Genomic DNA, 12,879 nt, shown 5'->3' on the forward strand with positions numbered 1-12,879 from the left:
CCGCGATCCTTCACACCCCCCTCTGTCCTGCCGGACATCTCCCCCGCAAGGGGGGAGATCGGATTTCACCACGGCTTTCGCCAATCTCCATCGTTTGAATGTGGACGAAGCGTGGAAGCTGCCAATCTCCCTCCTTGCGGGGGAGATGGCCGGCAGGCCATAGGGGGTGCTGTCCCGCTAGCATCTCCATAGTTGTGAAGGATCAGACGCTTCCGCACCCGTCTCGAATCCGCCTATAGTGCCCGATGCCCATTCGCCAGCTTTCCGAAACGATGATCAACCAGATCGCCGCCGGCGAAGTCATCGAGCGTCCGGCGAGCGTGGTGAAGGAACTGGTTGAGAACGCGCTCGATGCCGGCGCCACTCGCGTTGAGGTCATCACTGCCGGCGGTGGACTCAACCTGATCCGCGTCACCGATGACGGCTCGGGCATCCCCGAACCGGAGCTTTCGCTGGCGATTGCGCGCCATTGCACCTCCAAGCTTGCCGACAACATTCACGACATCCGCTCGCTCGGCTTCCGCGGCGAGGCGCTGCCGTCGATCGGCTCGGTGGCGCGGCTGTCGATCCGCTCGCGCACGGCCTCCGGTGATGCGGCCGCCGAGATCGGCATCGAAGGTGGCCGGGTTTCCGCCGTCAGGCCAGCTGCTGCCAACCGTGGCACAACGGTCGAGGTGCGCGACCTGTTCTTCGCCACGCCGGCAAGGCTCAAATTCATGAAAGGCGAGAGGGCGGAAAGTTCGGCGACCAGCGATGTGGTCAAGCGCATCGCCATCGCCTTCCCCGCCGTGCGCTTCACGCTGGCCGGCTCCGACCGCTCGACGCTGGAATTGCCGGCGACCGACGACAGCGCGGAAGGCAGCCTGCGCCGCGTCGCCCAGGTCATGGGCGGCGAGTTCCCCGACAATTCCATTGCTATCGACGCCAGCCGCGACGGCGTGCATCTGACCGGCCACGTCTCGATCCCGTCCTTCACCCGCGCCAACGCGCTGCAGCAATATGCCTATGTCAACGGCCGGCCGGTGCGCGACAAGTTGATCGCCGGCGCCATTCGCGGCGCCTTCGCCGATGTGCTGCCGCGCGACCGCCATGCTGTCACCGTGCTGTTCCTGACGCTCGATCCGGCGACCGTCGACGTCAACGTCCACCCGGCCAAGGCCGATGTGCGCTTCCGCGACCCAGGTCTGGTGCGCGGGCTGATCGTCGGCGCCATCCGCGAGGCGCTGGCCAATGCAGGCATCCGCGCTGCCACCAGCGGGGCTGCCGGGATGATGGCAGCGTTCCGGCCGGGTGCTGCTTCGTATGCCCATGCCGGCCCGGCCAATGGTCATCGCAGCTACGACGCGGCCACTCGCGCGTCGGGCTTTGCCGGTTTCGACCGCTCGCCGCAGCGGCCGCTGGATATGGGCTTCGACGGCTTTCGCGAAAACGATCAGGCGGCGTTCGATGCCGGCCCGCTCGCCAGCGCCGACGCGCGTGCCGGCACAGCCGAGCCGGCCGAGACGCTGCTTGGCACAGCACTGGGTGCTGCCCGCGCGCAGGTGCATGAGAACTATATCGTGGCGCAAACCAGGGATTCGCTGGTCATCGTCGACCAGCATGCGGCGCATGAGCGGCTGGTCTATGAGGCGCTGAAGAATGCACTGCATTCGCGCGCGGTGCCCTCGCAAATGCTGCTGTTGCCGGAGATCGTCGACCTGCCGGAGGAGGATGCCGAGCGGCTGGCTTTGCACTTCGAAACGCTGGCCCGCTTCGGCCTCGGCATCGAGCGCTTCGGCCCTGGTGCAGTGGCGGTGCGAGAGACGCCGTCAATGCTGGGCGAAACCAATGTCCAGCAACTGGTGCGCGACCTCGCCGACGAGATCGCCGACAACGAAACGGTCGAGACGCTGAAGGAGCGGCTGGACAAGATCGCGGCCACCATGGCCTGCCACGGCTCGGTCCGTTCCGGCCGCCTGCTCAAACCCGAAGAGATGAACGCGCTGCTGCGCCAGATGGAGGCGACGCCGGGATCCGGCACCTGCAACCACGGCCGCCCGACCTATATCGAGCTCAAGCTCGCCGATATCGAGCGGCTGTTCGGGCGGCGGTGAATAATCGCATAGGGCGCAGTCCCAACCCGGACCTTCGGTCCGACCTCCTCACAAGGGGGAGGTAGGGAGCTATTTCTTCTTGAGGTATTTCTTCGCCTTGGAGTTGAAGACGTAGTCGATCGTGGTTCCGGCGCCCCCACCTCGAAAATTCACGGAAATGACGTTCTTGCCTCCCTCGACCCACTTCTCAACGTTCCTGTAGATGGACGTCATCAGCATGCCGGCACTGCATGCGTCGTCATCTTTGAAGGCGATTTCCTGGACGACTTTCCCGCTGCGCTTTTTGATGACCTGCACCTTCGCCATGCAGAGGCCGGCGCTGGTGTTGGTGTAGACACCGGCGAACCTGTCACGAGCCGTCTGCGCCCAGAAGGGAATTTCTACGACTCCGTCGATCTTCCCCTCGCCAATGTCGTCCAGGTTCGCGACCCTCTTCAACGCGACCGGATATGTATCCGCGCCCTTGTTCCAGCTCCCCGTCAGGACGCCATCGCCGAGTTCGAGAGCAAAAGGGCATCCGGTGACGTCGAAGGGCGTTTTGGAGCCCATGACGATGACGCGCTGGAAGTCCTTGTCATCCGCAATCTCGCAAAGTGAGATGCTGGCGCCGTTGGCTTTGCCGTAGAGCGCGATCGGACTTTGCTTGGCGTCGTAGAAGAGACTGCCCTGGACCGTGAGGCCACTGCCGAACGTGTAGGTCTGCAAGGAGAGATGGACGGGGTCGGGGCCAATGGAGCCTACATAGTTCTCCACGTGATACCAACCCGCCCAGGCTTTACCGCTGAGCAGCAACAAGCAAAATACGGCCGATACGAACTGCCTTACCATCCCGCCCCCCAAGTGAATGCAACTCACCATATCCACCCGGCGGGGTCATGTCTGCATTGCAGCGACACTCGGCTGTCTCGTGAGCCGCCAAACTTCGGCGTGGCTTTCACTTTGATTCGGGAAACGGGTCCAACCCTCTGATCTAGCGCTTCAAATTCACCACGATGACGCCGCCGAGCGCCAGCGCGCCGCCGAGGATGCCGAGCAGCGTCGGGACTTCGCCTAGCCAGAAGAAGCCGATCAGGGCAGACATGGGCGAGACCAGATAGAGGAAGTTTGAAGCGCGCGCCGCCGGGAGACGCGACAGAGCGGTTGCCCAGGCGGCATAGGCGATCAGGCTGGGCACGATGCCGAGAAAGATCACCGCGCCGATCCCGGCTGTGTTGGCGACCGCTGCCTGCGCAAAGCCGCTTGGCAGAAAGGGCGCCAGGCAAAGAGCACCGAGGATCATGTTCGAGGCCGAGATGGTCAGCGGGTGATGGCGGGCAAACAGCGGCTTCTGGACGATCGTGTTGACGGCCGAGCACAGCGCGGAGCCAAGAACCAACAGCGCGCCGGTGTCGAAATGCAGGCCATTGCCGTCGGCCACGGCGATGATGCCGATGCCGGCAAAGGAAATGGCCGTGCCGAACCAGGCCCAGCCTGAGAAGCGCTCGCCGAGCAATGCCATCGCCATGATCGCGGTAAAGATCGGGCTGACATTGATGATGAAACCGGCGGCACCTGCCGACACGGTCAGTTCGCCGTAGTTGAGCATGACAGTGTAGAGCGCGACGAAGATGGCGCCGCCAAAGACGAGGCGCCACACTTCGTCGAGCCGCGGCAGCGCCGGGCGCTTGACGGCAAGAAGGATCGCCGCCGGCACCGCGGCAATGGCAAAGCGCAGCGCACCGAGTTCCAGCGGCCCGAAGGCGGCGAGGCCGGCCCTGATGGCGGGAAAGGCCGAAGCCCAGCCGACCACCGTCAACGCCACCGCGATGGCTGCCGTGGTGTCCATCCGCTGTGTCGGATTCGACGTGCTGGTGGTTGCGCTCATCTGTCTGTCCTCAGGTTTCTAGGGGGTTGAAAGGCAGAAAGCGCCTTTTTGGCGCCGTTGACAAACGATCAAATCGAGGATCACCTGTGACTATGGATCACAGCTCAGACACAATGGTTCCGCTCGAGACGCTGCGCGCCTTCGATGCGGCGGCACGCACCGGGAGCTTTTCGGCCGCGGCCGAGAAACTCAACATCACCCATGGCGCCGTCAGCAGGCAGATCGCCAAGCTGGAGGACTGGCTGGGTCTGAAAGTGTTCGACCGCGGCGCGCGCGGCGTTTCCCTGACCATCGAGGGCAACCGCCTGCATCTGCGCACGGCGGAAGCCTTTGCGCTGATCTCCACCCATTCCGACCGCTGGGTCGAACCGCGCGGCACTGCCGTGGTGCGGCTGACCTCGATCCCCTCGGTCAGCGGGCTGTGGCTGATGCCGCGCATGGCGGCGCTGGAGAACAATCCCAGCAAGCTGCGCATCGTCCTCGATGTCGACATCCGCCAGGCCGACCTTGCCGATGAAGGCATTGACCTGTCGATCCGTTGCGGCCGTGGCGGCATTCCGGGCCGGATCTCGGTGAAGCTGTTCGAGGAATATGTCTTTCCCGTCGCCGCCCCTGGCCTTGCCGATGAGATCGGCCGCGGCGACCCGGCCCGGCTGCTCAGATTTCCGCTGATCAACGATTCCGACGCTTCCGGCTGGCGCGCCTGGTTTGCCGCGCAAGGCATGGACTATCGCCCGCGCCCACAAGACCGCCGTTTCGAGGACTACAATCTGGTGCTTGATGCCGCCGCCTATGGGCTCGGCATCGCATTGGCGCGGCCGCCACTGACAGGGCATCAGCTGGATACGGGCCGCATCGTCGCGGTCGACGACCGCACCGCGCTCAACCCGGTGTCGTATTGGCTCGACCGGCCGCTGGGGCGGCCGCGCACGGCTGCCGCAGAACTTTCGCGCCGCATCGCCGTCGAGGCGGGGCTGGCTTTGGACAAGATGGAAGCGTTCCTCGAAGCCGAACGGTAGGATCAACGTTCGGCACTCAGCGCAGCACCAGAACGAAGCCAGCAACCGCGACGGCCAGAAACCCGACCGCCAGCGTCAACAGGCCGACACGCATCTGCCGCCTGTCTCCGGGCCGCGTCGCGTCATTCACTCGCGACGTCGCCTGCCCGCGCTTCGCCGCAGCGTCGGTGCCAGAGGCGCGGCGTCGCGGTGAAACCTCGGGGACGAGAAAGGCCAGCCATGGCAGGCCTGCGGGTTTTGCGGCGGCGCCGTCGTCGACCCGTGCCGGCGGCATATTCAGACCGCTCTGTGCGTCGTCGTTTGCCGGTGCAGGCGCCGCGGCTCTTATCGGCGGCCCCGCATCATCTGGCGCCTCGGCGCCTGGTTCAGCAATTGCCAGATAGGCCTGCAGGACCTCAGTGGATCCTGTCTGCTGCGCTTTGGCGGGAGTGGCGGACAACAGTGCCTGCAGAGCCGGCGTCGCTGCCGGCGGCAAAGGCGCGCCGGACGGAGCCGGCGGCTGCGCCAGAGCCTTGACAAGCGCTGCTTTCGCCGGATCGGCCTTGGCCGACGGCATCGCCGCCAATACCATGGCTTCGCGCAGCAGAGCGGTCAGGCGGGCGGATGAAATGTCCATGCCGGTCCCATGAAAACGGGGTTTGCGGCGCGACAATAGAGCCTCAGCATTGCGTCAAGCTTGACCTTGCCGGCAATTTATGGCGATGAAATCAGCATGAAGTCAGTCACCGCCCCATTTGGCACCACCCCATGATGAACCGCTTCGAAGGCCCTGGCGGCAAGGAAGCCCGGATCCGCTATCTCGACGGCGACTTCCAGGTCACCAGCCCCGGCGCATTCGTGCGCTGCGCGGTGACCGGTGAGAGCATCCCGCTGGACGAGCTGAAATACTGGAGCGTCGCCAGGCAGGAACCCTATGTCAGCGCCGCCGCCTCGCTGCGCCGCGAGATCGAGACGCATCCGGAAATGCGCAGCCGGCGCTGACGCCAGCCCTTCTGCCGAGCCGAACTCAGCCCCGCAACCTCCGCTGGCGCCAGGCATCCAGCGTCTCGTCGATGATGCGCTCCGGAACGTTGTCGAGCTCGAACGTGGCGTCGATCTCCAGCACGTCGAGCTGGCCAAGGAATTCGGCCGACGCTGCGCCATGGCGCAGCCGGGCGGCGTCCTTGGCGGTGGTGACGAGGCCTAGTCCCTCGCGGCGCGCGGTTGCCGCCAGCTCGGTGAGTTCGTCGGGGGCATAGAAATGATGGTCGGGAAACGACCGGGTCAGCGCCACGTCTGCGCCGGTGCCGCGCAGCGTATCGAAGAATTTTTCAGGATGGCCGATGCCGGCAAAGGCGAACAAACGCCGGCCTGCGAAGCGTTCCCTGCCGGCTGGCTCGGCATGTGCCTCGAAGATCGGCCGGCCGGCGCGCGCCGCCTGGCGCACGACCTGGTCGGCGGCGGTGCCCTCGCCCATCTTCAGCAGCCCGTCGGTGAACACCAGCTGGTCGACAATGTTGGCTCGCAGCGGCCCGCCTGGAATGACGCGGCCATTGCCGATGCCGTAGCGCGCGTCAACGACGACCAGCGCATAATCGATATGGATGCGCGCGCTCTGAAAGCCGTCATCCATAATCAGGAAATCGCAGCCATGGGCTTCCATAAGCAGTTTGGCGCCGGCGGCGCGGTTGGGGCTCACCGCGACCGGCGCATGCTCGGCCAAAAGCAGCGGCTCGTCGCCGACATGCTTGGCGGCGTCGTGATTGATATCGACGACATGCGGCTGCGCGAACGAGCCGCCGTGGCCGCGCGACAGGAACCCGGGATTGAGCTGCATGCGCCTGGCCTGTTTTGCCAGTGCGATCGCTACCGGCGTCTTGCCGCTGCCGCCGACGGTGAAATTGCCGACGCAAAGCACTGGCGCGTCGATCTTTTCGCGCGCCGCCCGACGCATGCGGCGGCCGGCGACGAAGGCATAGGCCGCCGATAGCGGCGACAACGCAAAGACCCGCCAGTCCGGGGCTTCCCACCAGAAAGGTGGTGCTTCGGAGGCCATCCTATCGCCCGTCGGCGCCCTTCAGGCGCGACTTGACGATCAGAGGCTGGATATAAGGCTCGAGCGACTTCAGCGTGTGCGCCAGCGCCCCGCGCATCTGGTCGACGGTGGCGGCACCGGCCGCCATCATCTCATGGCGGGCGACTTCATTGCTCAGCAGGAAATTGACGGCGCCGGCCAGCATGTCGCGGTCGCGCACCAGCTTGGCGCCGCCGCTGTCGAGGAGGCGCTGATAGGCTTCGCGGAAATTCTGGACGTTGCGGCCGGCAAGCACAGCAGTGTCGAGCATGGCCGGCTCCAGCGGGTTCTGGCCGCCTTCCGAGGTCAGCGAGCGGCCGACAAAGGCGATTTCCGTCAGCCGGAGATAAAGCCCCATCTCGCCGATCGTGTCGCCGAGCAGGATATCGGTGTCGGCGGTGATCCTGTCGCCCTTGCTGCGCCGCGCCAGCTTCAGCCCCATGCCCGAAATCTGCGCGGCAAGCGCTTCGGCGCGGTCGGGATGGCGCGGGACGATGATCGTGAGCAGGCCATGGTGGCGCTTGTAGAGCGTGGCGTGGACTTCCGCCGCGACCACTTCCTCGCCGTCATGGGTCGAGATCGCCGCCCATGTCGGGCGGCCGGCGATCTGGCGCTTCAGCGTCGCCAGCATCCTTTCGTCGACCGGCGGCGGCAGGGTGTCGACCTTGAGGTTGCCGGACACGGTGACCGGCCTGGCACCAAGCGCGCGAAACCGTTCGCCGTCGACATCCGACTGGGCGACGACATGGGCGAGGTTCTCGAACAGCGCCTCGGCGATGTTGGCGCGCTTCTTCCAGGATTTGAACGAGCGGTCGGACAGCCGGCCGTTGACCAGCACCTGCGGCACCCGGCGGGCGCCGAGCTCGAGGATGGTCATCGGCCAGATCTCGGATTCGGCGATGATCGCCAGGTCCGGCCGCCAGTGATCGAGGAAGCGGCTGACCGCCGGCTTGAGGTCAAGCGGGACATATTGGTGGATGATGCGGTCGCCGAGCCGCTCGTCGGCGACCTGCGCCGAGGTCACCGTGCCCGTCGTCAGCACGATGTTGACGCCGTAGTCGAGGATGCTTTGCACCAAGGGCACGACCGCAATGGTCTCGCCGACGCTTGCCGCATGGATCCAGATCACCGGCCCATCAGGCCGTGGTCGCCCGGCAACGCCATAGCGCTCGCGGCTGCGGCTTCGATCCTCCTTGCCCTGCGACGTGCGCCAGGCGACGTAAGGCCCGATCAGCGGATAGGCGGCCGCTCCGGCGAAGCGATACGCCGTCAGGAAGGCGCGCGCCCAGCGCTCGCTCATGGATTGCCGTCCACGAGGCGATAGGCCTCGGCGGTCGCGGCATTGAGCGCGGCGGTGACTTCCACGCGCTTACGCTCCATTTCGGCCTCGTCGGCATTGGCCGGCACGAACACCGGCGTTCCGATGACGATCGAGGAGCGGCCGAACGGCAGGTTGATGGTGGTCTTGTCCCAGCTCCGTTCCAGCACCTTGCGGCGGCTGGTGGCGATGGCGGCAGGCATGATCGGCCGGCCGGAAAGCCGCGCCAGGAGAACGATGCCAAGCCCCGCGTCGCGCGGCGTGCCGTGGGGAATGTCGGCGATCATGGCGACGTTCTTGCCGGCGACGAGTGACTTTTTCAGGGCAATGAGCGCCTTGGCGCCGCCCTTGTCGAGATGCTTCGAGCTGTCGCGACCACCGGAACCGCGCACCGCCTCGATGCCGAATTTTTCGATCATCAGCGCGTTGAGTTCGGCATCGGCGCTGCGCGAGACCATGGCGACCAGCGGCCGCCCCTTAGGATAATAGGCAGGGGTGAGCAAATGCTGGCCATGCCAGAGCGCGATGATGCCGGGCTCGAACTCGGCGTAGGCGCCGCCTGAAAACTTCGCCGAGCCTTCGACCACGCGGTTGGTCAGCCGCACCAGGCGGACGAACCATGCAAGCAGGCTGACGATGATGCTCTTGACGATTCGCGACTGCGCCAACGGCTCGCGGATCTTGCGCCAGAACGTCCTCGTACTGCCGCCGCGTCTTCTTCCGACCGCGGCGCCGGTGGGCTGCCCTTTCACCGCTTCTTGCTCCATCGCTGTCAACTGCCGACCTTGCTTTCAGGGTCGAGCAGCCGGTGCAGATGAACCACGAAATAGCGCATATGGGCGTTGTCCACGCTGGCTTGCGCCTTGGCTTTCCACGCGGCGTGCGCGGTTTGGTAATCCGGATAGACGCCGACAATGTCGAGCGCGTCGAGATCGCGGAACTCGGTGCCGCCCAGCTTCTTCAGCTCGCCGCCGAACACCAGGTGCAAAAGCTGTTTCTTTCCGTCTTCCGCGGCCATTTCGGTCCTTCACATATTGTGAGTTTGCGACAGGTCTAGACCAAAGCCGTCGACTTTGGAACCTTCGATCACGCTTCCGTACCGGCAATGACGCCGGCAAGCACGGTCAACAGTTCGCCACTGCCGGCGACCAGCGCTCCGTGGCAGATCACTTCGCCGGCGTAAAGCGGCGCGCGGCCGTGCCCGTCGAGCAAGGCGCCGCCGGCCTCGCGCAAGATGAGATCAGCGGCGGCAATATCCCAGTCATGTGCGTTGGGCTTGACGAAGGTGGCGTCGAGCGTGCCGTTGGCGACCATCGCCAGCCGGTAGGCAAGCGAGGGAATATGAGCCGCGCGCCGCACCCTGCCCTGCCACTCCGCCGGCATCAGGTCGATCAGCTGCTTCAGCCCGCCGATTTCGACCGTCTCGGCCGGCTGGCGCACGGCAATCGGTTTGCCGTTGCGGAAAGCGCCATGGGCAGGCATCGCCCAATAGGTTTCGTCCATGGCCGGACATTCGAGCACGCCGGCAAGCGTGCCGCCGCCCTCGACCACGGCGACGCTGACGCACCAGGAGCGCAGGCCTTCGAGGAAGCCGCGCGTGCCGTCTATGGGATCGACGACGAAGGTGCGGCGTGCCTGCAGCCGCGCAGGATCGTCCGTCGTCTCCTCCGACAGCCAGCCATAATCCGGCCGCGCCGCAAGCAGGGTTTCACGCAGATAGGCGTCGGCCGCATGGTCGGCTTCGCTGACCGGCGAGGTGCCGCCCTTCATCCACACTTGCGGGTTCTTGCCGAAATAGCGCATGGCGATGGCGCCGGCATCGCGGGCGGCATCGCGCAAAAGCTCGAGGTCTTCTGCAGCTGATATGACCGGGTCACGCGCCGGCAAGGGTCATGCCTTCGATCAGCAGCGTCGGTGCGGCGGTGCCGAAATTGCGGTCGAGGTCGCTCGCCGGCACCATGTTGAGGAACATCGTCTTCAAATTGGAGGCAATGGTCACCTCGGCCACCGGATAGGCCAGCTCGCCATTGTCGATCCAGAAGCCCGACGCACCTCGGCTGTATTCCCCAGTCACCATGTCGACGCCCTGGCCGAACACTTCGGTGACATAAAAACCTGATTTCAGCGACTTGATCAGATCTTCCGGCGTCCTGTCGCCCGGCTCGATGGCGAGATTGGTCGATGACGGCGACACCGAGGAGCCGCTGCGCGCGCCGCGTCCGTTGGTGGTCAGCGCCAATTCCCGCGCCGCGGACGTCGACAGGAACCAGTGCTTCAGCACGCCGTTTTCGACCATCAGCAGCTCTTCGCCTTCGACACCTTCGCCGTCGAAGGGACGCGAGGCCTGGCCGCGACGCCGGAGCGGCTCGTCGGTGACGGTGATGTCAGCCGATGCGACCTGCTTGCCCATCATCTCGCGCAGAAAACTGGTCTTGCGCGCCACCGAAGCGCCGTTGATGGCGCCGGCGAGATGGCCGGCAATGCCGCGCGCGACGCGCGGATCGAACACGACGTTGACCGGACCGGTCGCTGCCTTGCGGGCACCGAGGCGGCGCACGGCGCGCTCGCCAGCCTTGCGGCCGATCAGTTCCGGCGCATCGAGATCGGAAAAATGCTGGTGCGAGGAATATTCGTAGTCGCGCTCCATGCCGGTGCCCTCGCCCGCAATCACGCTGGCCGAGCGCGAAAAGCGCGAGGCGACATAGTGGCCGACGAAGCCATTCGACGTCGCGAGCACCAGCCCGCCGAGACCAGCGCTGGCGCCGCTGCCGGCCGAATTGGTGACGCCCTTGACGGCAAGGGCTGCTTCCTCGGCGGCCAAAGCCGCTTCCTTCAATTGATCGGCCGAGACCTCGGTGGCGTCGAACAGATCGAGGTCGCGCACCTTGCCGACCAGCAAAGCCGGATCGGCGAGACCCTGATAGGGATCCTCGGGCGAGACTTTCGCCATCGCCACGGCGCGCTCGGCCAGTGCCTTGGGGTCTGACGCCGCCGTCGCCGACACGCTCGCCACCCGGTTGCCGATGAAGACGCGCAGCGAGACATCGTCGCCTTCGGAGGATTCGGTGTTCTCGACCTTGCCCAGTCGCACCGACACGCCGGTCGAGCGGCCGCGCACGGCGACCGCATCGGCGGCGTCGGCGCCGGCCCGCTTGGCAGCCTCGACCAGAGCCGCGACGCGGTCGGTCAGTTTCGCTGTCTCTGATGTATTCGTCATGCGCATGGTCCTGGCTTCAAGCCGCGCCGGGCGGTCGCGGCTGCTGCACCATCTATTGTCCCGCTGCGGCTTGTGCAATGGCGCACCGGCAATTGCGCCGCTGCGGCATAGCGCCCGAGCAGAGCGCCAATCTGCTGGCGCGACGGCAGCCGGAAGCGGCCGCGGAGGCGATAGCCGCCCTGCCCGTTCTTCAGGCGACCGGCGTCCAGATCACGTCGTCGATCCTGGCCGCGCCCGTCGCCAGCATCACCAGCCGATCGAAACCGAGCGCCGAGCCGCTGGCCTGCGGCATTATGGCGAGGGCTGCGAGAAAGTCTTCGTCCAGCGGATAGCGCTCGCCATAGACGCGCTCTTTCTCGTCCATTTCGGCGGCGAAGCGCCGGCGCTGCTCGGCCGCGTCAGTTAGCTCGCCGAAAGCGTTGGCGAGCTCGACGCCGCAGCAATAGAGCTCGAAGCGCTCGGCAACGCGCGGGTCATCGGCGCTCGGCCGGGCAAGGGCTGCCTCCGAGACCGGATAGCCGTAGAGGATGGTGGCTCGCCCCTGCCCAAGCATTGGCTCGACCTTTTCGACCATCACGCGGCTGAACAGATCGGCCCAATTGTCATCCTGTGCCGTGCGCATGCCGGCCTTGACCAGAGCCTCATGGAGCGCATCGCGGTCGGTGCTCCCGTCCACCGCCACCGTGGCGAGAAGATCGATGCCGGCGTAGCGCGTAAAGGCCCCCGCCACGCTGAGCCGTTCCGGGTCGGCGAACGGATCGGCCTCGCGGCCGCGAAATCGGAAGATTTTTGCACCGGCCCGCTCGGCCGCCAGCTTGAGCAGCTCGGAGCAGTCTCCCATCAAGCTCTCATAGGTCTCGCCGACCCGGTACCATTCGAGCATGGTGAATTCCGGATGATGCAAGTGGCCGCGCTCGCGGTTGCGCCAGACGGCACCCAGGCTGAAGATGCGCTTTTCGCCGGCGGCAAGCAGCTTCTTGCAGGCGAATTCCGGCGAGGTGTGGAGATAGAGCGGCCGGCGCGCGCCGTCGGCGCCGATCGCCTCGGTGGCGAAGGCCGACAGATGCGCCTCGTTGCCGGGCGAGATTTGCAGCGCCGCCGTCTCGACCTCGACAAAATCGCGGCGGGCAAACCAGTCGCGCATGGCGGCCGCGATACCGTTGCGGGCAATCAGCCGCGGGCGACGGTCGGCGTGAACGTCCGGCGTCCACCAGGGCGAAGCCTCGGTCATTGGTTTGCAGGTCTTGGGTTTGCAGGTCTTGGCTTTGCCGGGCAACGGAATTGCTGACAGGGCTGGCGGTTCGCGCCAAGATGC

At 65.8% G+C, this 12,879-nt stretch carries 13 protein-coding genes; 3 read left to right on the top strand and 10 right to left on the bottom strand.

Annotation, left to right across the window (positions count from 1 at the left end):
- The first annotated feature begins 245 nt into the window (after window positions 1–245).
- Window positions 246–2,093: a DNA mismatch repair endonuclease MutL gene (mutL, locus tag ACWGTI_RS24055; protein ID WP_454589426.1), complete on the top strand. Its 1,848-nt coding sequence runs from the start codon at window positions 246–248 to the stop codon at window positions 2,091–2,093.
- A 69-nt stretch (window positions 2,094–2,162) separates the two neighbouring features.
- On the opposite strand, the gene ACWGTI_RS24060 is transcribed toward mutL, so the two are convergent.
- Together ACWGTI_RS24060 and ACWGTI_RS24065 are read right to left on the bottom strand one after the other, a co-directional pair.
- Window positions 2,163–2,888, bottom strand: a complete 726-nt coding sequence (locus ACWGTI_RS24060) for a hypothetical protein (RefSeq protein ID WP_454589427.1) — start codon at window positions 2,886–2,888, stop codon at window positions 2,163–2,165.
- 175 nt (window positions 2,889–3,063) lie between these two features.
- Window positions 3,064–3,957 carry a DMT family transporter gene (locus tag ACWGTI_RS24065; RefSeq protein WP_454589428.1) on the bottom strand — a complete coding sequence of 298 codons (894 nt, stop codon included), beginning with the start codon at window positions 3,955–3,957 and terminating at the stop codon, window positions 3,064–3,066.
- 92 nt (window positions 3,958–4,049) lie between these two features.
- On the opposite strand from ACWGTI_RS24065, the gene ACWGTI_RS24070 reads away from it, so the two are divergent.
- Complete coding sequence (locus tag ACWGTI_RS24070) at window positions 4,050–4,976, top strand: LysR substrate-binding domain-containing protein (protein WP_454589429.1); 927 nt, start codon at window positions 4,050–4,052, stop codon at window positions 4,974–4,976.
- A gap of 16 nt (window positions 4,977–4,992) precedes the next feature.
- On the opposite strand, the gene ACWGTI_RS24075 is transcribed toward ACWGTI_RS24070, so the two are convergent.
- A complete protein-coding gene (locus ACWGTI_RS24075) occupies window positions 4,993–5,592 on the bottom strand; it encodes a hypothetical protein (RefSeq protein WP_454589430.1) in 600 nt (199 codons plus the stop codon).
- A 131-nt stretch (window positions 5,593–5,723) separates the two neighbouring features.
- On the opposite strand from ACWGTI_RS24075, the gene ACWGTI_RS24080 reads away from it, so the two are divergent.
- A complete protein-coding gene (locus tag ACWGTI_RS24080) occupies window positions 5,724–5,957 on the top strand; it encodes a DUF2093 domain-containing protein (RefSeq protein WP_142866990.1) in 234 nt (77 codons plus the stop codon).
- A gap of 25 nt (window positions 5,958–5,982) precedes the next feature.
- On the opposite strand, the gene lpxK is transcribed toward ACWGTI_RS24080, so the two are convergent.
- From lpxK to epmA, 7 genes are all read right to left on the bottom strand, one after another.
- A complete protein-coding gene (gene lpxK, locus ACWGTI_RS24085) occupies window positions 5,983–7,011 on the bottom strand; it encodes a tetraacyldisaccharide 4'-kinase (RefSeq protein ID WP_454589431.1) in 1,029 nt (342 codons plus the stop codon).
- A 1-nt stretch (window position 7,012) separates the two neighbouring features.
- Window positions 7,013–8,329, bottom strand: coding sequence for a lipid IV(A) 3-deoxy-D-manno-octulosonic acid transferase (gene waaA / locus ACWGTI_RS24090; RefSeq protein WP_454589432.1), 1,317 nt, complete (start codon window positions 8,327–8,329; stop codon window positions 7,013–7,015).
- Complete coding sequence (locus ACWGTI_RS24095) at window positions 8,326–9,114, bottom strand: lysophospholipid acyltransferase family protein (RefSeq protein ID WP_454589433.1); 789 nt, start codon at window positions 9,112–9,114, stop codon at window positions 8,326–8,328. The genes waaA and ACWGTI_RS24095 overlap by 4 nt, the downstream gene beginning before the upstream one ends.
- Window positions 9,115–9,119: 5 nt before the next feature.
- Window positions 9,120–9,365 (bottom strand): DUF4170 domain-containing protein, encoded by a 246-nt coding sequence (locus ACWGTI_RS24100; protein ID WP_454589434.1) that lies wholly within the window; start codon window positions 9,363–9,365, stop codon window positions 9,120–9,122.
- A 68-nt stretch (window positions 9,366–9,433) separates the two neighbouring features.
- Window positions 9,434–10,234, bottom strand: a complete 801-nt coding sequence (locus ACWGTI_RS24105; protein ID WP_454589435.1) for a 3'(2'),5'-bisphosphate nucleotidase CysQ — start codon at window positions 10,232–10,234, stop codon at window positions 9,434–9,436.
- Window positions 10,221–11,564: a TldD/PmbA family protein gene (locus tag ACWGTI_RS24110; protein WP_454589436.1), complete on the bottom strand. Its 1,344-nt coding sequence runs from the start codon at window positions 11,562–11,564 to the stop codon at window positions 10,221–10,223. The genes ACWGTI_RS24105 and ACWGTI_RS24110 overlap by 14 nt, the downstream gene beginning before the upstream one ends.
- A gap of 190 nt (window positions 11,565–11,754) precedes the next feature.
- A complete protein-coding gene (epmA, locus tag ACWGTI_RS24115) occupies window positions 11,755–12,795 on the bottom strand; it encodes an EF-P lysine aminoacylase EpmA (protein ID WP_454589437.1) in 1,041 nt (346 codons plus the stop codon).
- Window positions 12,796–12,879: the final 84 nt, after the last annotated feature.

This window comes from Mesorhizobium sp. ArgA1 (assembly GCF_053714375.1).